This is a genomic window from Nonomuraea sp. ZG12 (assembly GCF_052068115.1).
GTDB lineage: Bacteria > Actinomycetota > Actinomycetes > Streptosporangiales > Streptosporangiaceae > Nonomuraea.
The window spans coordinates 1,329,892-1,353,563 of the sequence record NZ_JBQHCW010000001.1; the positions used below are offsets into that span (position 1 = coordinate 1,329,892).

A 23,672-nucleotide genomic window follows, 5' to 3' on the forward strand; every position below is an offset into this window, starting at 1 on the left:
TAGTCGCCTGAACGCGTACAGCGATTGACGCTCTGCCCGGATCCCGGGCGCCCACCCCGGGCGCATCCGGGACCACCGCCCCATGCGGTCATGACCACAGGCCTGCCACGTTCGAAGAACCACGCGCCGTATCACCCCGTACGAACCGAAGTGGAGTCACCGTGTGATGCGTTTCCGACCCGGCGGAGTCCCGCGATGACGGGCCCGGCCGGCCGCCTCGCCAGGCGGCAACTGACCGGCGCCTCCATCCTGTGCGTGCTCACCGCCGCGAGCCTGGTCTGCTGGGGCGCGCTGCTGTTCGGCGGTCAGGCCAGGGAGCGAGACGTCGGCACCCTGCTGGACGACGCCGGGCCCGTGCTGGTCGCGCTGGTCCTGGCCGTGTCCGGCCTGGTGATCGTCGCGCACCGGGCCGGCCTGGCGATGGGCTGGCTGTTCCTCGCCACCGGGCTGGGCATGATCATGGCCAGGGTGGCGTCGGAGCTGATGCCGGTCGTCAAGGGCGACGCCGCGGCCATCACCGTGGCGCTGCTGGTCTGGGTGCTCGGCAGCGCGCTGCACGCCTTCCTCACGGCCGTGCTCCCGCTGTGCTTCCCGGACGGCAGGATGCGGGCCGCGCGCGCGTACGTGGTCGTGGTCGCCGTGTGGGCGCTGGTCGTGTCGTTCCTGCCGGTCGCCGCCGAGAGCGAGCAGGCGGGCGAGCCCAATCCCCTGCGGTCGTGGGCGGCGGGCCGGGTCGCGGGCGACCTCTACGACCGGTTCCACGTCGTGGCCAATCTCAGCTTCGCCGTGGTGATCGGGATCGGGCTGGCCGTGCTGACCCGGCACTGGCGGCACGCGGACTCGGCGCGGCGCCGACAGGCGGTGGTGTTCCTCGGACCGTACCTGCTGTGGGCGGGCGCCCTGAAGGCGGCGTATTACCTGGAGGCGAGCGGCTGGGTGCGGTTCGCCCTGCTCGGCTGCTGCGCGGCGCTGCTGTGCGCGGTGATCGTCCGGGTGTTCACCCGGGATCGGGTCTGGGCCATCGATCGGTCGGCCCGGTGGCTGCTGACCTGTTTCGTGCTCACCGTCGGGCTGATCGTGCTGCCCGGCGGCGGGGTCGCGGTGGTGCTGTTCCTCGCGCCGGCGGCCCGCAGCGGGCCCGCGCTGGGACTGGCCGGGCTCGCGCTGCTCATCGGCCTCGCCGCGCGGCGGGCCGCGCGCTGGTCGGCCGAAGTCGCCGACCGGCTGTACTACGGGCGTCGCGCGCACCCCTACCAGCTGGTCCGCGACCTCGCCGCCGACCTCGGCCGGGTTCCCGGGCCGCAGGACGCCGCCCGCCTGCTGTGCGAGACCGCCGTCGAACAGCTCGGGCTGCCCGCCGCGCGGATCATCGTACGAACCCGGCAGGGGCCGCGCGAGATCGCCGGGCGGGGCCGGATGCCGGACCGGCACAGCGGCTTCGATCTCGTGCACCAGGGCGCGGTCGTGGGCGCGCTGCTGGTGGGCGCGCGTGAGGGGGAGAGCGGGATCGACGGCCAGGACCGCGACATCCTGCGCGTCCTGATCGCCCAGGCGGCCTCGTCCGTCGCCGCCTGCCGCCTGTACGAGGACCTGCAGGCCAGCCGCGAGCAGATCATCACCGCCCGCGAGGAGGAGCGCCGCCGGCTGCGCCGGGAGATCCACGACGGCCTCGGCGCCACCCTCTCCGCGCTGCGGCTGTGGGTCGACACCACGTCGGCGCAGATCCCGGGCGACTCGCCGGCCTCGGCGTCGCTGGGGGAGGTGTCGGAGGGCATCGCCCGGCTGATCGTGGACGTCCGGCGCATCACCGACGGCCTGGTGCCCGTGACGCTCGCCGACTTCGGGCTGAGCGAGGGCGTACGCCGCCTGGCGGACTCCCTGCAGGGCGGCGGGCCGCGGCTCACGGTCGAGCTCGACCCCGATCCGCTGGTGGCGCTGCCGGCGGCGTTAGAGGTGGCGGCGTACCGCATCGTGTCGGAGGCGCTGACCAACGCGGTGCGGCACGCCCGCGCCGCGAACTGCCGGGTCACGGTGACGGTGACGCCGGGTGCGCTGGTGGCCGAGGTCGCCGACGACGGGACGGGCTTCCGCGCGGACGGCGGGCGCCGGGGCATCGGCCTGCGCTCGATGGCCGAACGGGCGGCCGAGCTGGGCGGCAGGTTCTGCATCTCGAGCGACGGGTCGGGGACCCGCGTCCAGGCGTGGCTGCCACGCTCCACGCCCGGACCTCTGCGGGAGGCCGGCCTCGCTCATGGCGAAGCCGGCTCGCCGTCGGCTACCTGGTGGGCGGAGTCGAGTGGGGGCAGTACGGCGGGCACGGCAGCGGCAGCGGCGGCTCCCACGGGCAGTAGGGCGGGCACGGCAGCGGCGGCTCCCACGGACAGTACGGCGGGCACGGCTGAGGACACTCCGGACCCGGGGTAGCCGACGGGGAGCCAGGCTCGGGGCAGTGGACGGCCGGTGACGCGCTCATGCCGCTGCCCGCCTGCTGGGCGGCGTGAGCCGCCGGCCCCAGTCCCGTGACCACCGCGATGCCCACGGCCAGCCCCCAACGACTCAACGTACGCACCACGTCAACCTCCAGATATGACTAAGAGTCAATGAACAACTCCCCAGCGTAGTTGACGTGATCCGGCCCGCGACGGAAAACGCCGCACAGCGGCGTGGCCGCCCGCCCCGCCGGCATGCAGGTGACCAGGGTGACCTCGTGCCCTGGACGACAGCCGGCGAGAGCGCCGACGAGGACCCGCGAGGCGACGCCGCTCGCGCCGGCACCGGTCCCCGCGGCGCCCGGTTCCGGCCCGGTGCGCGGCGGGTCAGGGGTGGCCCGCAGGCGTACGATCAACTATCGTCGATCGACGATGAATGCTCATGAGAGTCCGCTCGGCCGGGCCGCGGCCGAGGAGTACGCGAGCTGGTTCAAGGCGCTCGCCGACGCCACCCGCATCCAGATCGTGTCGCTGCTGGCCAGGCGCCGGGAGCCGATGACCGTGGGGGAGATCGTCGCCGCGTCGGGCGTCGGCCAGTCGACCGTCTCCCATCACCTGAAGATCCTGGCCGAGGTGCGCTTCGTCCTGGTCGAGAAGCGCGGCACGTCCAGCCTCTACCGGATCAACGAGACCTGCGTGAGCTGCTTCCCCACCGCCGCCGACGTGGTGATGGGCAACCCCGCCCCGCTCGCTCCCGCCTGCGACTGAGCGGCACGCGAGGGATTCGTCCCGGCCGCTCGACCGGCCGGGGCCTACCGTGCGACGTCCGTGGCGGTCAGGGCGCGGAAGTAGTCGTTCGCCGCCGTGAAGTCGACGCTGTCGCCGCGGTAGCCGATGTACTTGTCGGGGCGCACGATGTAGAGGCTGGACCGGCGCACGCCGTAGCGGTTGTGCGCCTCGCTGCGCAGGTCCGCGGCGATGCCGGCGGCCGGGCCGGGTGGCAGATGGCCTCGCGTGATGACGTGCGCCTCGCCGTGCCCGGCCATCGCCGTGCGGGCCGCGGATCGCCAGGCCGCCAGGGCGGCGGGATCGGTGGTGTCCGCGGCGAACAGCAGCAGGTGGTGGCCGGGGCCGCGCAGGAGATGCCGAAGTGCCACCGGGCCGTCGCGCCTTTCCAGGTAGGCGTCGCGCATCAGCTCCCCTGGCCGTGGGCCGGTGCTCGCGAGGTCGCTCCAGGCGCGGGCCGGGGACTCGCGCCAGCGCTGGAAGACCAGGCGGCTGTCGCGGTAGTGGACCAGGTGCTCACCGAAGGCCTCGGACAGCCGCTGTTGCACCGGGTTCAGCCGGCCCAGCAGGCGCAACGCGTGCCGTCTGGCTCTGCGAACGATCAGGGTGCTGCCGGTGACGACCCTGGTCGTGGCCGAGGTGGCGTCGACGACGGCCTTGGCCACCGGCCAGCGTTCGGCGTGGTAGCTGTCCAGGAGGGTTTCGGCGGCGTCGCCGGTGACGACGAGGGCGAGTTTCCAGCCCAGGTTGTAGGCGTCCTGCATGCCGGTGTTCATGCCCTGGCCGCCCACCGGGCTGTGGTTGTGCGCGGCGTCGCCGGCCAGCAGCACCCGCCCGTCGCGCAGCCGCTCGGCCAGGCTTTCGCGGGCCACGAACGACGAGCTCCAGCGCAGGTCGCGCAGGCGTGGGTCCAAGGGCGTGCGGTCGGCGACCAGGGCGGCGAAGGCGTCCAGGCCGGGTGCCGACGGCGGCTCTCCAGCGTCGGCCAGGATGCGCCAGTGGCCTCCCGCCATGGGGAAGACCGCGACCAGCCCCGATCGGGCGAAGTAGACGTGGAAGCGGTCGCGCGTCAGCGGCCAGTCGGCGGCGACGTCGCCCAGGATGAATCCCCGCCGCAGGTCCGCCCGTTTCCGGCCGATCCCCGCCGCCTCGCGGACGGTGCTGTGCGCGCCATCCGCGCCGACCAGCCAGCTGGTCTCGCAGCGCTCGCGACGGCCGTCGTCGTGCTGGAGCTCCACGGTGACCCCGTGTTCGCTCGCCTTCTGTTCCAGCAGGCGGGTGCCCCAGTCGACGGAGACTCCGAGTTCCGCCGCGCGTTCGCGCAGCAAGCCGACGGTCTGCCACTGCGGGATGCACAGGTCGAGGGGGAACGGGGAGTCCACGGCCGTGACGTCCATCTCGGCGAGCGTCGTGGTGCCCTGGTAGAAGTTCAGCGCGTGCAACGGCACGCCGCGGTCGATGGCGTCCTCGGCCAGCCCGAGGTCGTCCAGGACCTCCAGGGTCCGGGCCACGATGGACACCGCCCGGCTCTCCCGGTGGTCGGCGGCGCCCGCGTCGACGACGCGCGGGATCACGCCTCTGCGCGCCAGCTCGATCGCGAGCACCAAGCCGGTCGGCCCCGCGCCGGCGATGAGTACGTCTGGTCCGACGGTCATCACTCCTCCTAAAAAACGAACGATCGTTCTTTCAGAAGAGCATGAATGAGCCATGGCCGTCAAGAGCCGCTGTCACTTCGCCTGAGCGGGCGCCGACATCAGTGCGCGCATGCCGTTACGGAAGGCCACCGCGTCCGCATGGCCGTCGTGGCCGTACACCGCGCGGGACACCAGGAATCCGTCCACCAGCGCCATCAGGACGTCCGCCACATGCTCGGCCGGGACGTCACCGGAGAGCAGCCCGTGCCGCTGATGCCGCGCCACCAGCCCGGCGACCACCCGGCGAGCCTCCTCCATGACCGCCTGAAGCTTCGTCCGCAACGCCGGCGACCGCATCGCCTCCGCCCACACCTGGACCATGAACTGCGCGGACTCCCGCGAGCCGGACAGCGGCGGGCTTCCGACCTGCAGCACGAGGTCGACGATGTCGTCCAGATCCGGCGGCGCGGCCGACTCGTCCGCCTCGAACGCCGCGGCCAACTCGGCGAGGGCTTCGGAGGCCGTCGCCGCGATGATGTCGTCCTTGCTCTTGAAGTAGCGGTAGACGGCTCCGGTCGACAGGTCTGCCTCGGCCAGAACGTCCTGCATGGACGTGGCATGGAAGCCGTTGCGGATGAAGCAGCGCCGGGCGGCGTCGAGGATCTGGCGGCGACGGGCCTCCAGATGCTCTTTGGGCATGCGGGCCATGCCACCTCACCGTAGAACGAACATTCGTCCTTGACAACTACGAGCGAAGGTCGGCCCTCAGCTCACGAGTCTGCCCTCGTGCAGCGTGAGCCGGGTGCCGTCGAAGCCGCCGCGGAAGCGGCGGTCGTGGGAGACCACCACCAGCGACCCCTCGAACGCGCCCAGGGCCTCCTCCAGCTCCTCGACGAGCGCGAGCGACAGATGGTTGGTCGGCTCGTCGAGGATGAGCAGGTCGGCCTGCCGGCTCACCAGGCGGGCGAGCTCCAGCCTGCGCCGCTGCCCCACGGACAGGTCACCGACCGGGCGCCCCAGCTCGGCCCCGGCGAACAGGCCGAGTGACAGCAGCCTGACGGCGTGTTCGTCCGCCGGTCCCGGCAGCCCGGCGGCGAACGCGCCCAGCACCGTCGTACGCGAGGCCGCCGGCGGCACCTCCTGACGCAGGTAACCGACCCGGCGAGGCCGCCGGACCGCGCCGGAGTCCGGGGCGAGGTCGCCCGCCAGGACCCGCAGCAGCGTCGTCTTACCGGCCCCGTTCGGACCCGTGATCAGCACCCGCTCACCGGAAGCCACCCGCAGGCGGTTCACGCACAGCCGATCGGCCACTGTGACGCCTCGCATCGAGGCGGCATCTCCGCCCGCATGGCCGCCGGCGGTCTCCTCGGCCCCACCCTCCAGGCGGACCGTGAAGCGGAGCGGGTCCGGTGGCCGGGGCACCGGGTTCTCCCGCAGGCGCCGGAGCCGCTCGCGGGCGTTGCGTACCGTGCCCGACAGCCCGGCCTCGTGGGACCTGCGATGGCCCGCCGTGCGCGGCCGGTCCGCTGAGCGCTCCGCCGCGCCGAGCCGTACGATGCCGCTCTCGGCGAGGCGGGACTGGCGCTCGGTCTCGGCCACCCAGTCGTCGTACTCCTGCTGGCGGCGTCGGCGGGCGGCGGCCCGGGCCGCCACGTAGCCGTCCCAGCCGTCGCCGTAGCGGACGACGGTCCGCCGGTCATGGTCGACCTCGAGGATGGCGGTGGCGAACCGGCTGAGGAAGGCGCGGTCATGGGTCACCGCGATGACGGTGCCGCGGTGGCCGCGCAACTGGTCCTCCAGCCACGTCACCGCCTGCTCGTCGAGGTGGTTCGTCGGTTCGTCCAGGAGGAGCAGTTCCGGCGCCGACGCCAGCACGCAGGCCAGGGCCAGGCGGGACCGCTCGCCGCCCGACAGGCTGCCGAGGGTCCGGTCCCGGGTGACGCCGGCCAGGCCCAGGCCGTGCATGGCGGCCTCCACCCGCGCGTCGGCTTCGTAGCCGCCACGGGCCTCGAACGCGGTGAGCAGCGCGCCGTAGGAGTCCATGTCGGCGGCCTCGGCGGCGCGGAGCATGCGCTTCTCCAGGTCGCGCAGCTCGCCGAGCGCCTCGTCCACGGCGTCCTGGACGGTGTGGCCGGGAGGAAGTTCCAGCGTCTGGCGCAGGTGCCCGACGCCGTCGGCGGCGACGATCACCTCGCCGCCGTCGGGCCGGTCCGCCCCGGCGATGATCCGGAGCAGGGTCGACTTACCGGCCCCGTTCTCACCGATGACACCGGCTTTCTCACCGGAGGGGACGGTGAGGGAGATCTGATCGATTACGGCGCGCTCACCGTACGATTTGGACACGTCGCGAAGGGTGACTTGGCTCACGAGGGGAGCCCTCCAGGTCTGCGGAGAAGATGATCAGGGAAAAAGAGGTGGTCCGGCTCGATCGGTGAAAAGCCGAGAGCCGCCTCGCCGCGTCAGCGCGGGAGGCTTAGTGGAACCACAGCCTGAAAGGCATCCCTGAACATGCACCCATGTCCGCGACCGTACCCGAAGGACTCGAAGGGTGCGACCGATTTATCGCGGGAACAGCAGTAAGCGGTCGCGCGGCAGCCGTACGCCCCCCAGGTGCTGCCAGCCCTGGCGAGGCTCGTCATGGCTGCCGGACAGGACCTCCACCGGTGTGCTGACCCGGACGGGCGCCGGTCGCGGGGCGGGAACGGGCGGCGGCACGGGGGCCGGGTGCGCCACGGCCGGCCGGCGGTGCCGGCGGGCCCACGCGCACGGCCCCGAGCGGCCTCCGGCGCGCGCGTGGTCGCAGCGGAGTGATCGCCTCGAAGGCGGCCTTAAGACGCCACGGGCGCAGGCGTGCGCGCCGGGCCGGACCTGGGACAGTGTCACGTCGGGACTCCTCGGACGAGAACGGGACCGTCCCCCCAGGCCTACCGCCCGGCAGGTGGATCCATGCCCAACGGCTGTCCATGTTTGCGGGTGCGTCAGGTCAGGAAATCTCAGGCATGCGCCCCCACGGTGATCGTGCCGATGGTGAGCCGCGGCCTGCCTTCCAGAATCTCCCCGATCCGGGCCACCTGCTCGTCGAGTTCGCCCAGCCGTGCCTGGCCGAGCTCGATCAACGGCTCCACCGTGACGTCGATCCTGCTGCCGGAGCGGCGCTGGTGCCAGACACCGGCCACCTGCCCGTCCACGAGCAGCACCGGGAAGTTGCCCGCCTGCCTGCCCGCCAGCGCCCGCTCGGCGGCCGGTCCCGGATACAGCAGATCGCGCGGCATGCCCGCCACCAGGTAGGCGTCGAAATACGGCAGCAGCCGCACCCCTCGCGGCGCTTCGGCGGGGGCCTCGGTGTCGCCCGCCACCACCCAGGCGGGCTCGCCCTCGAAGAGCACCTGCTCCAGCTCCATCGACGCGAACAGCGCCGTGGCCCACCGCTTCGGCGCGTCCAGCCATCGGGCGAACTGGCCGGAGGTCGCCGGGCCGTACGCCCGCAGATAGCTCGTGACCAGCTCGGCCAGCCCGTCGGCGGGACGGAGGCCGGCGGGCGGGGCGGTGTAGGTGACCTTGCGGTCCCGGACCGGGCCGAAGACGAACGCGCCCCGGTGCGCCGCGAGGCTCATGGCCTGCCGCCAGCGCGGCCACATCGTCTGGAAGGCGGGCATGACCGCCTCGCCCGCCCACGGCCCGGTGGCGGCGACGACCGCGTCGTGCAGCTCGTCGATCGTCAGGCAGGCCCCGTCCAGCGCCGCTCGGATGGCCGCCACCACCTCGTCGGTCTGCTCCGGCGTCATCCGGACGCTCTCGGAGTGGGGGCTGCGCCCCGTGGGCAGTGATGACAGGGCGCCCACCCATCCGGGCAGGTCACGGGTGGGCAGCACATGTACGGTGCCGCGCGGTCCGTGGGTCTTGACCAGGCTGCGCTCCTCCCACAGCGCTCGCCGCACGTCCGCACGGGTGGCCTCCTCCAGGCGGAGCGCGATGGACAGCTCGGCAGCCGACATGACCTGCGCGTGCGCCCCGCACATCGCGGCCACGACCTGCGCCGGTGTGCCGTCCTTCACCGGTGCGGTCAGCCCCGCACGCTCCAGCCGCCTGGCGCTGACCTGCTGCCACGACATCTCGATCACACGTCCTCCTCGGTCCGTACGACCACGGTAGAAGCCATTGCGGAAGGATGACTTCCGCAATGGCCGGAGATGGCCGGCGTTGTACGTTCGGGGTCCCTGAGGAGGGGGGCGCTCATGCGCGCGCTGCTCGCCGCTCTTCTCGCCGTGCTCCTGCCGACCCCGGCCTGCGGCGACGCCGCCCCCGACGACCCGAAGCTGCGGGCGGAGCTGCTGGAGATGCTGGAACAGGACCAGCGGTTCAGGACCGCCGACGCGGAATGAGCCACGAGTCGCGAGCGGGCGGCCTGCCTGGTTAGCTGTGCGGCATGAAGTACATGCTGCTCATCTATGGCAATCCGGCCTCCCAGCACGCGATCGCCGACGCTGCCGACGACGTGATGGCCGAGGTCGACGCGCTGATGAAGGAACTGACCGAGTCCGGGGAACTCGCCGGCGGCCAGGCGCTGGCCGAGCCCGCCGCCTCCAGGACCGTCCAGGTGCGCGACGGCGTGCCGGTGGTCACCGACGGGCCGTTCCTGGAGGCCAAGGAGTTTCTGGCCGGCTATCTGATCGTCGAGTGCGACAGCCTGGACCGGGCCACCGAGATCGCCGCCCGCTGGCCCGACGCGCGCCTGTGCGCCATGGAGGTCCGGCCGATCATCGACGAGGTCTCCTGAGGTGAGCACCGTCGAGGATGCGCTGCGCGAGCTGGCGCCGCACGTTCTCGGGGTGCTGGTGCGGCGCCACGGGCAGTTCGACGCTTGTGAGGACGCCGTACAGGAGGCGCTGCTCGACGCCGCCGTGCAGTGGCCCGAGCAGGGCATGCCGGACAATCCACGCGCCTGGCTGGTCACGGTGGCCACCCGTCGCCTGATCGATCAGGTGCGCAGCGAGTCGGCGCGCCGTCGCAGGGAGGAGAGCGCGGCGGCCCGCGTGCCGGCCGACGAGTTCGTGGCGCCCGCCCCCGGCGACGAACGCCTGCCCGACCAGGACGACACGCTCACCCTGCTCTTCCTGTGCTGCCATCCGGCGCTGTCGCAGCCCTCGCAGCTCGCGCTGACGCTGCGCGCGGTGGGCGGGCTGACGACGGCGGAGATCGCCGCGGCCTTCCTGGTGCCGGAGGCGACGATGGCGCAGCGGGTCAGCCGGGCCAAGCAGCGCATCAAGGCGACCGGCGTGCCGTTCACGCTCCCGCCGGAGCCCGAGCGGGCCGAGCGGCTGCGCGTGGTGCTGCACGTCCTCTATCTGATCTTCAACGAGGGCTACACCGCCACCTCGGGGCCCGACCTGCATCGGGCGGAGCTGACGGGGGAGGCGATCCGGCTGACCAGGGCCCTGCGCCGGCTGCTTCCCGGCGACGGAGAGGTCGCCGGGCTGCTGGCGCTCATGCTGCTCACCGAGGCCCGCCGCCCGGCTCGCACCGACGCCGACGGGCGGCTGATCCCGCTGGCCGAGCAGGACCGCGCCCTGTGGGACCGCGCCGCCATCGCCGAGGGCGTCGACCTCGTCACCGGCGCGCTGTCCGGCTCGCCGCTCGGGCCGTACCAGCTCCAGGCGGCCATCGCGGCGGTGCACGACGAGTCCCCGACCGACGCCGACACCGACTGGCGGCAGATTCTGGCGCTGTACGGTGTGCTGTCGGGCATGGCGGACAACCCGGTGATCAGGCTCAACCAGGCGGTGGCCGCCGCCATGGTGCACGGCCCTCATGCCGGGCTGGACCTGCTCGACGAGGTGGCCGCCGACGAGCGGTTGTCCCATCACCACCGGCTCGCCGCGGTCCGCGCCCATCTGCTGGAACGGGCCGGGGAGGCCGAGGCCGCCGTGACCGCCTACCGGGAGGCGGCCCGTCGCACCACGAGCCTGCCCGAGCGGCGTTACCTGGAGGAGCGGGCCGCGAAGCTGGCTTGACAAGATATTTTTTCGGTGCGATCGTTGGGCGCATGTACGAAGTGGCTGTGATCGAGGACCCCGCGGCAGCGGAGGCGTCGCTCGACCCCATGCGGTCCAAGCTGCTGGCCCAGCTGGTCGAGCCCGGCTCGGCCACCTCCCTGGCCGCCAAGGTCGGCCTGGCCAGGCAGAAGGTCAACTACCACCTCCGGACACTGGAGCGTCACGGCCTGGTCGAGCTCGTCGAAGAGCGTAAGAAGGGCAACGTCACCGAGCGGGTCATGCAGGCCACGGCCGCGTCGTTCGTGATCTCGCCGACGGCGCTGGCCTCGGTGCAGCCCGACCCCGCCAGATCCCCCGACCGGCTGTCGGCCCGCTGGCTGCTGGCCCTGGCCGCCCAGCTCGTCCGCGACGTCGGCTCGCTGGTCACCGGCGCGACCGAGGCCCGCAAGCGGGTGGCCACCTTCGCCATCGACGGCGAGATCCGCTTCGCCTCCGCGGCCGACCGCGCCGCCTTCGCCGAGGAGCTGGCCGGCGCCGTCACCTCCTTGGTGAGCAAATACCACGACGAGGGCGCCGAGGGCGGCCGAGACCACCGCCTGGTGATCGCCGTGCACCCCGCCGTGACGAAGGAGCACTGAAGTGGGTCACGAGTTCGAGCTGCCCCAGGAGGCCCTGGTCGAGGCGAGCCCCGAGGAGGTGTGGGCGGCCATCTCCACCGGCCCCGGCATCGACTCGTGGTTCATGGGCCGCAACGAGGTGGCGCAGGGCGTCGTCAGCACCGCCTTCGGCGGCATGGACCTGCCCGCGTCCACCGTGACCGCCGCCGAGCCGCAGCGCCGCTTCGCGCACACCAGCGGCACGGCCGAGGACGGGCGGTTCGTCGCCTACGAGTTCCTCATCGAGGGCCGCGACCAGGCGAGCACCACCGTGCGCATGGTGACCAGTGGCTTCCTGCCGGGCGACGACTGGGAGACCGAGTTCGAGGCGATGACCGGGGGCCTGGCGCTGTTCTTCGCCACCCTGGTGGCGTACCTCGACCACTTCGCGGGCCGGACCGCCACCCCGCTCACGGAGTTCGGCCCGCCGGTCACCGACTGGCCGCGCGCCTGGGAGACCCTGTACGCCGAGCTCGGGCATCCTTCGGTGGGCGACAAGGTGCGCTTCGCGCCCGACGGGCTCACCCCCGTCGAGGGAGTCGTGTACCACATCGGCGCCCAGACCCTCGGAGTGCGCTCCGGGGACGCCCTCTACAGGTTCCTGCAGGGGATGGGCGGCATGATGATCGCCTCCCACCACCTGTTCGGCGACACCGGAGACCAGGGCCCCGCCTGGCGGGCCTGGCTCCAGCGGCTCTACGGCTGAGGTTTGCGGGCCCTGATCGCCAGCACGATCGGCACGGCCCCGCCGGTCTCGGCGAACCGCTCCAGCACCAGCCCCGCCTCCAGGAACGCGTGCAGCAGATCCTGGACCGGCCAATGGCTGGCGCCCACCTTGTCGCGAACGCCCCGGTCTGTCCAGGACTTCTTCGTCCAGTGGCCGTCGAGGTAGCCGGGCCGGATCAGCACCTCCTCGGGATCCGTCCGGTCGGCGAAGCCGCCGCAGAAGCACGGATGCACGCCGACGTGCACGAACATCCCGCCGGGCCGCAGCACCCTGGCCACCTCGCGCAGCACCGCCGGGTAGCCGGGCATGTCGGTGTGCGTCATCATCGCGATCACCGCGGGCAGTCGCGCGTCGCGCACCGGCAGCCGCCCGGCGTCGCCGCGTACGGCCGGCAGGCGGCCGCGGGCGTGGCGCAGCATCCCGGCGGACAGGTCGACGCCCGCCGGCGTCCAGCCGAGTTCTCGGACCAGCGCCGCGTGCACGCCGGTGCCGCAACCGATCTCCAGGCAGGGGCCCCGCCCCTCGCCCAGCAGGTCGCGCAGCACCCGCTGCAGACCCAGCGGGTCACCCTGGGGAAGGAACTCGTGCTCGTACCAGTCGGCGATCTCGTCATAAGCGGCCTTCACCCCTCCAAACGACCACGAGCCCACACCGCCGGCCAGCGTTTCCGCCAACGGCGTAGGGAACGTAAGGCCAGAGCTTGGACATGGTGTGCCGGTCACGGGGCTGGGAGAGGCGGCTGTGTCAGGGCCCGGATGTGGTGTCGGTCGCGGGCGGGGAGTGGTGGGCGGGTCAGGGGGCGGAGGTGGTGGCCTCGACGCCGGTGAGCAGGACGGCGAGCCCGGTGGCGAACGCCGCGCCCGCCTTGCCCTCCAGGTAGGAGGCGTGCTCGTCCGGCGGGGGAGTGGCCGCCTGGGTCTCGAGCCAGGTCACCATCGGGTAGCGGCCGGCGAACCCGGGCGCGACCTCCTCCAGCAGGGCCGCGCGCGCGTGCCACCACTCCTCGTCGGCCACGCCGGTCGCCGCCGGCGCCTGCCGCGACTCCGCGACCGTCCGGGCCGACCCGCGCACGAAGTCGTGCAGCAGCGCGACGACGCCCCGCAGGGTGCGCGCGTCGAGACCCGTCTCGCGCAGGATCCGCACCAACGCCTCGATCACCGCGAACTCGTTCGGCCCCAGCACGGGTCGCGCCTGCGAGACCTGCAGCACCCAGGGGTGGCGCAGGTAGAAGGCCCGGGTCCGCTCGGCCCACGCGGTCACGGCCGCCCGCCAGCCGTCCCGCAGGTCGTACGCGGCGGGCAGCTCGGCCAGGGCGCGGTCGTACATGAGGTCGACCAGCTCGCTCTTGCTGGGCACGTAGGTGTAGAGCGCCATGCCGCTGCGGCCGAGCCGCTCGCCGACTCTGCGCATGGACAGCGCCGCCATGCCCTCGGCGTCGGCGACGGCGATGGCCGCGTCCACGATCACGTCCACGCTCAGCCCGGGCTTGGGCCCCGGGCCGGTCCGCTTCTCCGGGGCGGCCTCAGCCCGCCAGAGCAGGGCCATCGAACGGCGTGCGTCGCCCTGACCGGCGTAGACGACCAACGTGCGGCTCCTCGCGGCGTGCCCGAAACATCTCTTTACGCCCTAAGGCTATCAGCGGGTTCCCCGCCCGGTCTGCGGTCCGGCGCCGCCCGAACACAGGCCGGAGCCGGTCCTGGAACCCGTGTGGTTCAGGACCGGCCCCGGGGAGCGTCAGCCGTCCAGGCCCCACCAGCCCGGCTGCTGCCAGCCGTAGTGGTGGTGGCGACCGTCGTCGTCCTTCTCGTCCTTCTCGTCCTTCTCGTCGTACTTGTCGTACTTGTCGTCCTTGTCGTCGTCCTTGTCGTCATCGTCCTTGAAGACCACCCGGCCCTTGCAGGCGTCGGCGTCCCGCGTGCCCGCGGTGACCGAGTGGCGGTCGATGCGGAGCCAGGTCGCGTCCTGAGAGGCGTCCAGGACGCAGAGCGACGCCCTCTTGTCGTCGTCGGCGACGGCTGTACCCACCATGGTCGTGGCCATGGCAGCGGCGGCCAGCAGCACCCCGCCAGCGGCGATAAAACTACCTTTCATGATCCCCCCTGATCACGAAGTGACATCTATTCGTCACTATACGTATTCATGTCTCCCCCCTGCGGAGTTACGCCACACCTGACCGGGCGAACTTGTATCACTCCTGGTCAGAGGCCTACTTAGACCCCTTCTCAGCGCGAGATCATCTTTTCTCGCCCCCTTTTCGGTAACAGTGAGTAATTAACCCTGAGGAGGGTCGGCCCGGCGGGGGAGGGCCGGCCGCAACGGAGTGGCCCCCGACCCTTTCCATAGATCGCGAACCGACCTAACGTCGCAAGCACACCCCCGTCAGCGTCACAGGAGCCCGCATGACGAAACCGGCTGACGCCGCGTTGTCCGATGAGGGAATCGTCCGCGACGACTACGCGCTCCAGCGCGTGCCCCCCGACGCCCGCTACGGCTGGGCCACCGTGGCCGTACAACGATTCGGCCTGCTCAGCGCCCTGTCCCAGTTCCTGTTAGGCGCCACCCTCGGCATGGGCATGACCTTCTGGGACGCCGTGCTCGCCATCACCATCGGAGCCGCCATCCTGGAGCTCGCCGCCATCGCCGTCGGCGTGGCCGGGATGCGCGAAGGGATGTCCACCACCCTCCTGGCCCGCTGGGCCGGGTTCGGCCGCTACGGCTCCGGCCTCGTCGGCGTCGTCCTCGCGGTCAGCCTGCTCGGCTGGTTCGGCGTCCAGTCCGCTGTGCTCGGGCAGGGCTTGGCCGCCCTGCTCGGCGGCCCGCCCGTGTGGGTCTGGGCGGTGGCCGGCGGCCTGGTCATCACCGCCATCGTGGTGCACGGATTCGCGGGCATGGCCTGGACCGCGTGGATCACCGTGCCCGCCTTCCTCGCCCTGGCCGGCTGGGCCATCGCCGTCGAGCTGGCCAAGCAGCCGCTCGGCGAGCTCATCGCCTCCGCCCCACCCGGCCCCGTCATCAGCCTGGCCCAGGGGGCGACCCTGGTGGCGGGCGGATTCATCGTCGGCGCGACGATCAGCCCGGACATGTGCCGGTTCAACCGGAGCGCCGCCGACGTCGTCAAGCAGACGATCGTCGGCATCACCCTCGGCGAGTACGTCCTCGCGCTCGTCGGCGTCCTGCTCGCGCACGCGCTGCGCACCGGGGACGTGGTCGCCATCGTCACCACCACCTCCGGCGTGGTCGGCACCATCGTGCTCGTCACCGCCACCCTCAAGGTCAACGACTGGAACCTTTACTCCTCCTCCCTCGGCGTCACCAACGCCCTGGACACCGCCTTCGGCCTCCGCGTCAGCCGTGCCAAGGTCACGATCGTGCTCGGCGTGCTCGGCACCGCCCTCGCCGCCCTGGGCATCGCCGACCACCTGGTGGGCTTCCTCGTCCTGCTCGGCGTCGCCGTGCCGCCCATCGCCGGCATCCTGATCGCCGAGTACTACGTGGTCCGCCGATGGCGGGCCGACCTGGCCGAATCCCGGGCCCGCGGCGAACTGCCCGCCTCGGCGCCCGGCTGGGTGCCCGCCGCGCTCGTCGCCTGGCCGGCCGCCGCCCTCATCGGCCACTTCGTGGCCTGGGGCATCCCCGCCCTCAACGCCCTGGTGGCGGCGTTCATCCTCTACGCGGTCATCGGCAGGCTGAGCGCGAAGCCACGTACCACCTGATCAGCGGGAGCACCAGTGCGCGTAGGGATCGACGTGGGCGGGACCCACACCGACGCCGTCCTCATGGACCAGACCACCGTCGTAGCCGAGATCAAGACCGCGACCACGCACGACGTCACCGGCGGCGTCGTCACCGCGCTGCGGCGGCTGCTCGCCGCCGGCCGGGTCGACCGCGCCCGCATCACGGCCGTGATGATCGGCACCACCCACTTCACCAACGCCCTCGTCACCGGCCGCGGCCTGGCCCCCACCGCCGTCGTACGGCTCGCCCTGCCCGCCACCGCCGCGCTGCCGCCACTCGTCGACTGGCCCCACCGGCTGCTGACCGCGATCCGGCCCAGCGTCCACCTGTGCGACGGCGGCCACGAGTTCGACGGCCGCCCCATCTCCCCGCTGGACCCCGAGCAGCTCAAACGGGTCGCCGCCGCCATCGAGGCGAGCGGCGCCCGCAGCGTCGCCGTCTCCTCGGTGTTCTCACCCGTCAACACCGAGCTCGAGGAGCGGGCCGCCGCCATCCTGCGCGCCGAACTCCCGCACCTGCACATCAGCCTGTCCCACCAGATCGGCCGCCTCGGCCTGGTGGAGCGGGAGAACGCCACCGTCGTCAACGCCTGCCTGCGCGACCTCGCCGACGACATCGTCGAGGCGTTCGAGCAGGCGCTGCGCACCGTGGGCGTGGCGGCACCGCTGTTCCTGTCACAGAACGACGGCACGCTCATGGACGCCGGCCACTGCCGCCGCTATCCCGTCGCCACCTTCGCCTCCGGCCCCACCAACAGCATGCGCGGCGCGGCGTTCCTCGCCGACCGGGCGGACTGCGCCGTGGTCGACATCGGCGGCACCACCACCGACGTGGGCGTACTCACCGGCGGCTACCCGAGAGCCGCCACCGGCGAGGTGGACATCGGCGGCGTCCGCACCAACTTCCGCATGCCCGACGTGCTGTCCATCGGCCTCGGCGGCGGCAGCCGCGTCACCCACGCCCTGGGAACCAGGGCGGGCACCGAGGACGGCCCCGGCGGGCGGCACGGCTGGGGCAGGGACAGGCACGGTGGCGCTGACGGGCCCACCGGCCGGGACGGGCTGGAGGTCGGCCCGCAGTCCGTGGGCTATCAGCTCACCGAACGGGCGCTCGTCTTCGGCGGCTCCGTGCTGACGGCCACCGACCTCGCCGTCGCGGCCGGGCTGGCCGACATCGGCGACCCCGCGTACGTCCGCCACCTCGACTCCGACCTGGTCCGCCGCGGCATCGCCTGGATGGCCGCCCGCGTCGCCGACCTGGTCGAACGGATGCGGGTGTCCGCCGCGCCGCTGCCCGTCATCGTCGTCGGAGGCGGCAGCGTGCTCATGCCTCCGGAACTGCCCGGCATCCCCTCCGTGCACCGCCCGGAACACCACGCGGTCGCCAACGCGATCGGCGCCGCCATCGGCCAGATCGGCGGCGACGTCGACCGGCTGTTCGCGATCACCGCCACGCACACCCGCGAGGACGTCCTCGACCAGGCGCGCACGGAGGCCGTCGAACGCGCGGTCGCGGCCGGCGCCGCCCCCGACACCGTCGAGGTGGTCGAGATCGACGAGGTCCACGTCGGCTACCTGCCCGGCAATGCCGTACGGATCCGCGTCAAAGCGGTCGGCGACCTCGACCTCGCCCGGCACACCCGCACGGAGGAGGAGCCCCAGTGGGTTACGCCCTGACCCTCGAAGGACTGCGCGACCTGGCCGAAGGCGCGGCGGTCCTCGGCACCGGCGGGGGAGGCGACCCCTACATCGGCCGCCTCCTCGTCGAACAGCAGCTCAAGGCCGGCCGCACCGTCACCATCATCGACGCCGCCGAACTGCCCGACGACGCCCTGGTCATCCCGTCGGCGATGATGGGCGCTCCCACCGTCTTCATCGAGAAGCTCCCGTCGGGCGCGGGCAACATCGCCGCCCTGCGCGCCCTCGAAGCCCACCTCGGCCGGACCGCCGCCGCCACCATGCCGATCGAGTGCGGCGGCCTCAACAGCATGATGCCGCTCCTGCTCGGCGCGCAGCTCGGCCTGCCGGTCGTGGACGCCGACGGTATGGGCCGCGCCTTCCCCGAGCTGCAGATGGAGACCTTCGCGGTCTACGGCGTCTCCGGCTCGCCCATGGCCATCGCCTCCGACCACGGCGACACGGGCATCATCAACGCCACCGACAACCGCCGCATGGAATGGCTGGCCCGCGCGATGACCATCCAGATGGGCGGCGCCTCCTACATCAGCGACTATCCGATGGACGCCGCCACCGTCCGCCGCACCGCGGTGCCCGGCACCCTCACTCTCGCCCGCCGCCTCGGCGCCGCGCTCCGGCAGGCCCGCGCCGAGCACGCCGACCCCTTCCAGGCCCTGGCCGCCGCCCTGTCCGGCACCCTCTACCGGCACGGCCTGGTCCTGTTCAGAGGCAAGGTGACGGACGTGGACCGCAAGACCGTGGACGGTTTCGCCCGCGGCCACGTCACCCTCGCCGACCTGGAGGACCCGCGCGACCAGCTGGAGATCACCTTCCAGAACGAGCACCTCGTTGCCAGGCGCGGCGGCCGGGTGGCGGCCATCGTCCCCGACCTGATCTGCACCCTCAACACCGAGACGGGCACCCCGGTGACGACCGAGGCCCTGGCCTACGGCCAGCGCCTGACGGTGTTCGCCATCTCCACCCCGGCTCTCATGCGCACCCCGGACGCCCTCGACTGCTTCGGCCCCGCGGCGTTCGGTCTCCCCGACCCCTACATCCCCGTCGAACACCTCACCGCGCCCGCCACCACCTGACGCCACCACCTGCCCTGACCATCTGCCCCGACCCTCTGATGTCACCCCGGCCCTGCCCTGCCTCGGCGGGACCTTCACGCGTGCGTCAGGGGCCTTCACGCGTGCGTCAGAGGAAGGCGGCGACCTCGGTGGCGAACTCGTCCGGGGTGATGATTTCCACGCCCAGGGACTCGGCCTTGGTGCGCTTGGAGCCCGCCTTCTCGCCTGCCACCAGCAGGCTCGTTTTGGCCGAGACGCTGGAGGACGACTTGCCGCCGGCCCGCTCGATCAGCTCGTTCATCTCGTTGCGGGACAGTTCGGCCAGCTTGCCCGTCATGGAGCCCGTGACCACGACCGTCTTCCCGGTGAGCGGCAACTCGGCGACCGCGCTCGTCAGGACGGCGTCCCCCTCACCGATGACTCCCTCGGCGGCGACCACCTCGGCGGCGTCCTTCGCACCGTCAACGGCGACGGCGGCGGGCGCGGTGACGCCCGGCTCGGTCATGTTGACGCCGGCGGCGATCAGCTTGGCGATCAGCGGCCGCAGCTCCTCCAGCTCGGCCAGCAGCAGCGTCGCCTTCTCCTTGCCCATGCCGTCGACGACCTGGATGGCCTCGGAGTCGGCCGCGAGGATGGCGTCCATGGTGCCGAAGTGCCGCGCCATCCGGCGGGACATCGACCGCCCCGTGCCCCGCACGCCGAGCGCGCAGAACACCCGGCTCAGCGGCCTGCTCTTGGCCTGCTCGATGGCCGCCAGCAGCTTGTCGGTGCTGGTCTCGCCCATCCGGTCCAGGCCGAGGACCCGCTCCCGGTCGAGGGTGAACAGGTCGGCGAAGTCCACGATGAGCCCGGCGTCCATCATCTGCACGATGCGGCTCTCCGCCAGCGTCTCGATGTCGAGCTGGTCGCGGCCGGCCGCGTAGAGGATGGAGGCGACGGCCTTGCAGGCGCGGCCCTGCACGCAGCGCCACCGCTCCTGCGACTTGTCGATCTCACCGCCGCAGTTGGGGCAGACCTCCGGGATGGGGATCTCGGTCTCCTCACCCGTCCGCAGATGCACCACGGGCGCCTCCACCCGCGGGATCACGTCGCCGGCCTTGTGCACCATGACGGAGTCGCCGAGCATGAGCCCGCGCCGGGCGATGTCGGCCGGGTTGTGCAGGGTGGCGTAGTTGACCTTGCTGCCGTCGAGCTCGACCTCCTTCAGCCTGGCCCGTGGGGCGATGATGCCGGTGCGGCCGACGCCCCACTCCACGCCCAGCAGCTTGGTGATCTTCTCGGTGGCGGGCAGCTTGTAGGCGATCGCCCAGCGCGGCACCCGGGTGCCGAACCCGGCCTCAGCCTGGTCGGCCGCGCTGTCGGCCTTGATCACGATGCCGTCGATGCCGAACGGCAGCTCCGGCCTGGCGGCGGCCAGCTCGCCGATGCGCTCCTGGATCCGCTCGACCGAGGTGGCCACGATGCCCGCGACGGGGGTCGCCGCTGTGGTGGCCACGCCGAGCTCGGCGACCAGCCGCATGACCTCGCTGTGCGGCAGCTCGCGCAGCCGGGTGGCGAGGCCGGAGTCGTCGTCCGGAGGCAGCGGCAGCGCGCCGTAGCCGAAGAAGGTCAGCTCGCAGACGTAGGGCCGGTCCTTGGCGCGCAGGGTGCCCGCCGAGGCGCTGCGCGGGTTGGCGAACGTCGTGCCGTCGTGCGCCTCCCGCTTGGCGCAGGCGTCCTTGAACTGCTCATTGGTCATCAGCACCTCGCCGCGGATCTCCACGGTCACCGGCTCGGCCAGCTCGAGCGGCAGCCCGACGATGGTGCCGATGCCGTGCGAGACGTCCTCGCCCGCCGCGCCGTCGCCCCGGGTGACGAGCTGGACCAGCCTTCCCCCGTGATAGCGGGCCGAGATGGCCAGGCCGTCGAGCTTGGGCTCCACGCTGTAGGTCTCGACGGGGCGGCCGAGGCGGCGCTCCAGGCCGGCCACCCACTTGACCAGCGCCTCGGCGGAGAACACGTTGTCCAGGCTGAGCATGGGCACCGTGTGCGGGACGTCGCCGACCACCGCACCACCGGCCACCTTGCTGGTGGGGGAGTCGGGCACCACCTCGTCGGGGTGCTCGGCCTCGTAGGCCTGGATGCCGCGGAACAACCGGTCGTAGGAGTCGTCGTCCAGCGACGACTCGCCCGCGCCGTAATAGGCCGCGTTGGCGTCCACCGCCAGTTGCACCGCCGCCACGTAGGCGGCGTGGTCGGGCAGGACGGTGATGGGGGGCGCGTCAGTCATGGTCCTATCGTGCCGGGTCCCACCGACAATTTCCGTACCGCCCGCCGCGCCCACGGTAAAGCCCTCACCTGCGGCTCGGTGCCGTCTCGGCGGGCAGGAAGGCCACCAGCGCGGCCATGCCGAGGGTCCGGCACTCCCCCGGGTCGCCGGGGACGTCGTGGCGGGCTGGGGCATGCTGGGCTTCCCATGTCGTCGGGAATGCGTCGAGCTCGCTCTCCTCGTCCTCCTCGTACGGCGTGCCGGACCCCTCTCGCCTAGCGTCACCAGTGTCACAGGCCCCGATCTCGCGGAGCCGGCGGCCGCGCCGTACAGCTCGACCTCGGCGAGGACGTCGAGCCAGACGTCTCCATGGCACGGGTCGCCGGGGCGGCACCAACAGGCCAGATCCTTCCCAGCGAGTTCGCGGCGGGCCTGCTCGACCAACTCGGGGTGTTCGACCAGGCTGCGAAACGGACTCCCCGGCGAACCCGGGCAGGCCCGGCCGATGTAGACCGCACCGGCGGGCACCCGGCCGTGGTAGAGGTCGCCTTCGACGCGCACCCCCACAGGCAGTCGGGGTACGGCGGCCTTGGAAACTCCAGCCCATGGAGTCGGCCGAGGTGAGCCATCACCACCCGGCAGACCGAAACGACTCGGTCCCCCAGCTACGACGAACCTGTCCTCTTGGCCGTCCGCTGCGGGAGGGGAGCGTTCAAGGACGCCTTCACGTTCACACCGGAAGGAAGCAGGCGTCATCCGGCTTGATGTCCAGCGGCCCCGCCCATCCGCTGGCCACTACGCACGTAACCGTGACGGCCCCTGAACGCGTGAACACGCGACAGTTGATTACGGGAGGTCGCCAGTTTGGCACCCCAGGAAGAGCCTCGATCAGCGTTGGTACACCTTGGTGCTGAGGTACTTCAGCCCCGAGTCGACCAGCAGGGTCGCGACCCTGGCCTGCGGCCCCAGCCGCTGCCCGAGCTGGATGGCGGCGAGGACATTCGCTCCGGACGACGTCCCGGCGAACAATCCCTCTTCCCGGGCCAGACGCCTGGCCATCTCCTCGGCGTCGGCGGTGGAGATGGGAACGATGTCATCCGGAAGGGTGGGATCCCACATCGGCGGAAGGTAGCCGATGCCGATGCCTTCGATGCGGTGTGCGCCGGGCTGGCCGCCGGAGAGCACCGCGGACTCCGCTGGTTCTACCGCGACGACTCGAAGCGCTGGATTGTGACGCTTGAGCGGAGTCATCGCTCCGCGAAGTGAGGCCGTCGTCCCGATCGAGTGGACGAACGCATCGACTCGTCCCCCTGTCTGCTGCCAGATCTCCTCGCCCATGGGGTAGTAGCCGACGATGCTGTCAGCATTGTTCAGCTGATCGGTCCAGTACGTGCGCGGTTGCCGGCTGAACTCCCGGGCGGTTTCGATCATGCCCTGGATGAGGGCCTTGGTGATCAGCCCGTTCTCGCTGGGCACGAGGGTGAGCTCCGCGCCGAGCGCCGCCATTTGGATCAGCTTGTCCTCACTGAAGGCATCAGAGCTGACAATCCGCAGACGGTAGCCTTTGGCCGCGCACACCAGAGCGAGGGAGGCGCCGGTACTGCCCCCCGTGTACTCGACGACGGTGTCACCGGGCCTTAGCCGCCCATCGCCCTCGGCTCTCGCGATCATTGACTGGGCCATGCGGTCCTTCATGCTCCCAGTCGGGTTCTGGCCCTCCACCTTGACGAAGATCTCCGCGCATCCGGCCGGCACGACCCTGCGCAGTCTCACCAGCGGCGTGTTTCCAATCGCCGTCAGTACGCTGCTGTCACTGTCCATGATCCATTAGTTCCTTTCGACGTCCGTGCCGCGCTTCGATCGTCTGGCCGATCGCACGCCGTATCCAGTTCAAGGTCTGGGTCACCGAGGTCTTCGACTGAGTGTGGCCATCATGAGGTGTGTCTTGACCATATGACCAGTAGGACGCACGCCTACCTGCGTGGCCGCGCGTGCGGGCGTGGGCGGGCCCGTCAGGGTGCGGGGTGAGGGCCGGCGATGCGGGCGGCGTGGCGGTAGCCGGCGGCGGTGGAGCGGTGGAGCGGTGGAGCGGTGGCTGCGGGCGGCGCCGGCGATGGCCACCGATGCGGTGCGGCGGGCGAGCTCGGCGAGCTGCGCTTCCCAGCCGCTCGATGGGCCCGCCACCGTGCGATCGGCCAGGTGGCCCATCTGCGTCGCTGTGTGGCTCGCTGTCGGCGGCCGTCGGTGTGCCCACCACCATGCGCGGTGGTGTGGAGGGTGATGAGTGTTGGGCGGTCAGGTGAGCGAGCTGGTCGACGTCGGCTGTGAGGCGGCGTCGCAGGTGGGTGAGGGTCTGCATGGCGCGGGCGGCGCGGTCACGGGCGCGGTGCGCGGCCTGACGGTAGTGCTCGCCGCAGTAGACGGCCCCCGAGTCGGCCCGGCGTTCGGGTCGGTGCCATGAAGTGCAAAGTAGCTCTATGTAATCGCTCGTCGGTGTCGGGCAAACGGCCGTCTGCTGACACTCCCGCCGGAAACCGCAAGGTCGCAGGTGATTAACGTCGAGAACTCGTGTCGAGAATCAACGTCGGTGAACGATTCGGTAAGTAAATCAGACAGGCACCGGTGCGACGCCGTGACCTCGGGATACGACCCTATGTTGCGGCCTATGGCACCGACCCGAGCGGAGGGCGGGTAGGGGAGGGCCAGGGCGGTGTC

20 protein-coding genes and 1 pseudogene are annotated in these 23,672 nt (G+C 72.0%); 11 read left to right on the forward strand and 10 right to left on the reverse strand.

All coding sequences use genetic code 11. The features are described 5' to 3' along the window. Positions 1-195: 195 nt before the first annotated feature. Entirely contained in the window at positions 196-2,424 is a 2,229-nt protein-coding gene (locus ACTMTF_RS06210; RefSeq protein WP_441109635.1) for a sensor histidine kinase, read from the forward strand. A 437-nt stretch (positions 2,425-2,861) separates the two neighbouring features. Next, positions 2,862-3,197 (forward strand): ArsR/SmtB family transcription factor, encoded by a 336-nt coding sequence (locus tag ACTMTF_RS06215; RefSeq protein ID WP_441109636.1) that lies wholly within the window; start codon positions 2,862-2,864, stop codon positions 3,195-3,197. Positions 3,198-3,241: 44 nt separating this feature from the next. Here the strand turns inward: ACTMTF_RS06215 and ACTMTF_RS06220 are convergent, their stop codons facing one another. The 4 genes from ACTMTF_RS06220 to ACTMTF_RS06235 all read right to left on the reverse strand — a co-directional run bounded on the left by ACTMTF_RS06220 (position 3,242) and on the right by ACTMTF_RS06235 (position 8,961). Next, complete coding sequence (locus ACTMTF_RS06220) at positions 3,242-4,870, reverse strand: FAD-dependent monooxygenase (protein WP_441109637.1); 1,629 nt, start codon at positions 4,868-4,870, stop codon at positions 3,242-3,244. Positions 4,871-4,942: 72 nt separating this feature from the next. Next, positions 4,943-5,548: a TetR/AcrR family transcriptional regulator gene (locus ACTMTF_RS06225; RefSeq protein ID WP_441109638.1), complete on the reverse strand. Its 606-nt coding sequence runs from the start codon at positions 5,546-5,548 to the stop codon at positions 4,943-4,945. Positions 5,549-5,614: 66 nt separating this feature from the next. Beyond that, the gene (abc-f, locus tag ACTMTF_RS06230; protein WP_441109639.1) at positions 5,615-7,216 is read right to left on the reverse strand and encodes a ribosomal protection-like ABC-F family protein; all 1,602 of its coding nucleotides are present in this window, start codon (positions 7,214-7,216) and stop codon (positions 5,615-5,617) included. Positions 7,217-7,842: 626 nt separating this feature from the next. Continuing rightward, a complete protein-coding gene (locus ACTMTF_RS06235; protein WP_441109829.1) occupies positions 7,843-8,961 on the reverse strand; it encodes a winged helix DNA-binding domain-containing protein in 1,119 nt (372 codons plus the stop codon). Between the two features lie 123 nt (positions 8,962-9,084). Here ACTMTF_RS06235 and ACTMTF_RS06240 point away from each other — a divergent pair, with 123 nt between their 5' ends. Genes ACTMTF_RS06240 through ACTMTF_RS06260 form a run of 5 tightly spaced genes read left to right on the forward strand, consistent with a single transcriptional unit; the run spans position 9,085 to position 12,204 of the window. After that, the gene (locus tag ACTMTF_RS06240; protein ID WP_441109640.1) at positions 9,085-9,231 is read left to right on the forward strand and encodes a hypothetical protein; all 147 of its coding nucleotides are present in this window, start codon (positions 9,085-9,087) and stop codon (positions 9,229-9,231) included. 44 nt (positions 9,232-9,275) lie between these two features. Next, the gene (locus tag ACTMTF_RS06245; RefSeq protein WP_441109641.1) at positions 9,276-9,626 is read left to right on the forward strand and encodes a YciI family protein; all 351 of its coding nucleotides are present in this window, start codon (positions 9,276-9,278) and stop codon (positions 9,624-9,626) included. A 1-nt stretch (position 9,627) separates the two neighbouring features. Beyond that, complete coding sequence (locus ACTMTF_RS06250; protein WP_441109642.1) at positions 9,628-10,860, forward strand: RNA polymerase sigma factor; 1,233 nt, start codon at positions 9,628-9,630, stop codon at positions 10,858-10,860. 32 nt (positions 10,861-10,892) lie between these two features. Further along, a complete protein-coding gene (locus ACTMTF_RS06255; RefSeq protein WP_441109643.1) occupies positions 10,893-11,480 on the forward strand; it encodes an ArsR/SmtB family transcription factor in 588 nt (195 codons plus the stop codon). Between the two features lies 1 nt (position 11,481). After that, positions 11,482-12,204, forward strand: coding sequence for an SRPBCC domain-containing protein (locus ACTMTF_RS06260; protein WP_441109644.1), 723 nt, complete (start codon positions 11,482-11,484; stop codon positions 12,202-12,204). On the opposite strand, the gene ACTMTF_RS06265 is transcribed toward ACTMTF_RS06260, so the two are convergent. From ACTMTF_RS06265 to ACTMTF_RS06275, 3 genes are all read right to left on the reverse strand, one after another. Beyond that, entirely contained in the window at positions 12,195-12,851 is a 657-nt protein-coding gene (locus ACTMTF_RS06265) for a class I SAM-dependent methyltransferase (RefSeq protein ID WP_441109645.1), read from the reverse strand. The genes ACTMTF_RS06260 and ACTMTF_RS06265 overlap by 10 nt on opposite strands. 166 nt (positions 12,852-13,017) lie before the next feature. After that, the gene (locus tag ACTMTF_RS06270; RefSeq protein WP_441109646.1) at positions 13,018-13,809 is read right to left on the reverse strand and encodes a TetR/AcrR family transcriptional regulator C-terminal domain-containing protein; all 792 of its coding nucleotides are present in this window, start codon (positions 13,807-13,809) and stop codon (positions 13,018-13,020) included. Between the two features lie 150 nt (positions 13,810-13,959). Next, complete coding sequence (locus ACTMTF_RS06275; protein ID WP_441109647.1) at positions 13,960-14,316, reverse strand: hypothetical protein; 357 nt, start codon at positions 14,314-14,316, stop codon at positions 13,960-13,962. 308 nt (positions 14,317-14,624) lie between these two features. Between ACTMTF_RS06275 and ACTMTF_RS06280 the strand changes: the two genes are divergently transcribed. Genes ACTMTF_RS06280 through ACTMTF_RS06290 form a run of 3 tightly spaced genes read left to right on the forward strand, consistent with a single transcriptional unit; the run spans position 14,625 to position 18,730 of the window. Then, positions 14,625-15,938, forward strand: a complete 1,314-nt coding sequence (locus ACTMTF_RS06280; protein ID WP_441109648.1) for a purine-cytosine permease family protein — start codon at positions 14,625-14,627, stop codon at positions 15,936-15,938. A gap of 15 nt (positions 15,939-15,953) precedes the next feature. Further along, on the forward strand, positions 15,954-17,636 hold the full coding sequence (locus ACTMTF_RS06285; protein ID WP_441109649.1) for a hydantoinase/oxoprolinase N-terminal domain-containing protein: 1,683 nt from the start codon (positions 15,954-15,956) through the stop codon (positions 17,634-17,636). Then, positions 17,621-18,730 carry a DUF917 domain-containing protein gene (locus ACTMTF_RS06290; protein WP_396999291.1) on the forward strand — a complete coding sequence of 370 codons (1,110 nt, stop codon included), beginning with the start codon at positions 17,621-17,623 and terminating at the stop codon, positions 18,728-18,730. Before ACTMTF_RS06285 ends, ACTMTF_RS06290 begins: the two co-directional genes overlap by 16 nt. A gap of 106 nt (positions 18,731-18,836) precedes the next feature. Here the strand turns inward: ACTMTF_RS06290 and ligA are convergent, their stop codons facing one another. From ligA to ACTMTF_RS06305, 3 genes and pseudogenes are all read right to left on the reverse strand, one after another. Beyond that, positions 18,837-20,978 (reverse strand): NAD-dependent DNA ligase LigA, encoded by a 2,142-nt coding sequence (gene ligA / locus ACTMTF_RS06295; protein WP_441109830.1) that lies wholly within the window; start codon positions 20,976-20,978, stop codon positions 18,837-18,839. A gap of 351 nt (positions 20,979-21,329) precedes the next feature. Continuing rightward, positions 21,330-21,713, reverse strand: a pseudogene (locus ACTMTF_RS06300) (DUF4326 domain-containing protein); the annotation flags it as partial. Positions 21,714-21,845: 132 nt separating this feature from the next. After that, the gene (locus ACTMTF_RS06305) at positions 21,846-22,778 is read right to left on the reverse strand and encodes a PLP-dependent cysteine synthase family protein (protein WP_441109650.1); all 933 of its coding nucleotides are present in this window, start codon (positions 22,776-22,778) and stop codon (positions 21,846-21,848) included. A gap of 463 nt (positions 22,779-23,241) precedes the next feature. Here ACTMTF_RS06305 and ACTMTF_RS06310 point away from each other — a divergent pair, with 463 nt between their 5' ends. Next, entirely contained in the window at positions 23,242-23,418 is a 177-nt protein-coding gene (locus ACTMTF_RS06310) for a hypothetical protein (protein WP_441109651.1), read from the forward strand. Positions 23,419-23,672 lie beyond the last annotated feature (254 nt).

What these genes read in the sequence shown, in the direction of transcription:
- ACTMTF_RS06210 (WP_441109635.1), top strand. Translation starts at nt 196, where the DNA reads ATGACGGGCCCGGCCGGCCGCCTCGCCAGGCGGCAACTGACCGGCGCC.
- ACTMTF_RS06215 (WP_441109636.1), top strand. Translation starts at nt 2,862, where the DNA reads ATGAATGCTCATGAGAGTCCGCTCGGCCGGGCCGCGGCCGAGGAGTAC.
- ACTMTF_RS06220 (WP_441109637.1), bottom strand. Translation starts at nt 4,870, where the DNA reads ATGACCGTCGGACCAGACGTACTCATCGCCGGCGCGGGGCCGACCGGC.
- ACTMTF_RS06225 (WP_441109638.1), bottom strand. Translation starts at nt 5,548, where the DNA reads ATGCCCAAAGAGCATCTGGAGGCCCGTCGCCGCCAGATCCTCGACGCC.
- ACTMTF_RS06235 (WP_441109829.1), bottom strand. Translation starts at nt 8,961, where the DNA reads ATGTCGTGGCAGCAGGTCAGCGCCAGGCGGCTGGAGCGTGCGGGGCTG.
- ACTMTF_RS06240 (WP_441109640.1), top strand. Translation starts at nt 9,085, where the DNA reads ATGCGCGCGCTGCTCGCCGCTCTTCTCGCCGTGCTCCTGCCGACCCCG.
- ACTMTF_RS06245 (WP_441109641.1), top strand. Translation starts at nt 9,276, where the DNA reads ATGAAGTACATGCTGCTCATCTATGGCAATCCGGCCTCCCAGCACGCG.
- ACTMTF_RS06255 (WP_441109643.1), top strand. Translation starts at nt 10,893, where the DNA reads ATGTACGAAGTGGCTGTGATCGAGGACCCCGCGGCAGCGGAGGCGTCG.
- ACTMTF_RS06275 (WP_441109647.1), bottom strand. Translation starts at nt 14,316, where the DNA reads ATGAAAGGTAGTTTTATCGCCGCTGGCGGGGTGCTGCTGGCCGCCGCT.
- ACTMTF_RS06280 (WP_441109648.1), top strand. Translation starts at nt 14,625, where the DNA reads ATGACGAAACCGGCTGACGCCGCGTTGTCCGATGAGGGAATCGTCCGC.
- ligA (WP_441109830.1), bottom strand. Translation starts at nt 20,978, where the DNA reads ATGACTGACGCGCCCCCCATCACCGTCCTGCCCGACCACGCCGCCTAC.
- ACTMTF_RS06305 (WP_441109650.1), bottom strand. Translation starts at nt 22,778, where the DNA reads ATGGACAGTGACAGCAGCGTACTGACGGCGATTGGAAACACGCCGCTG.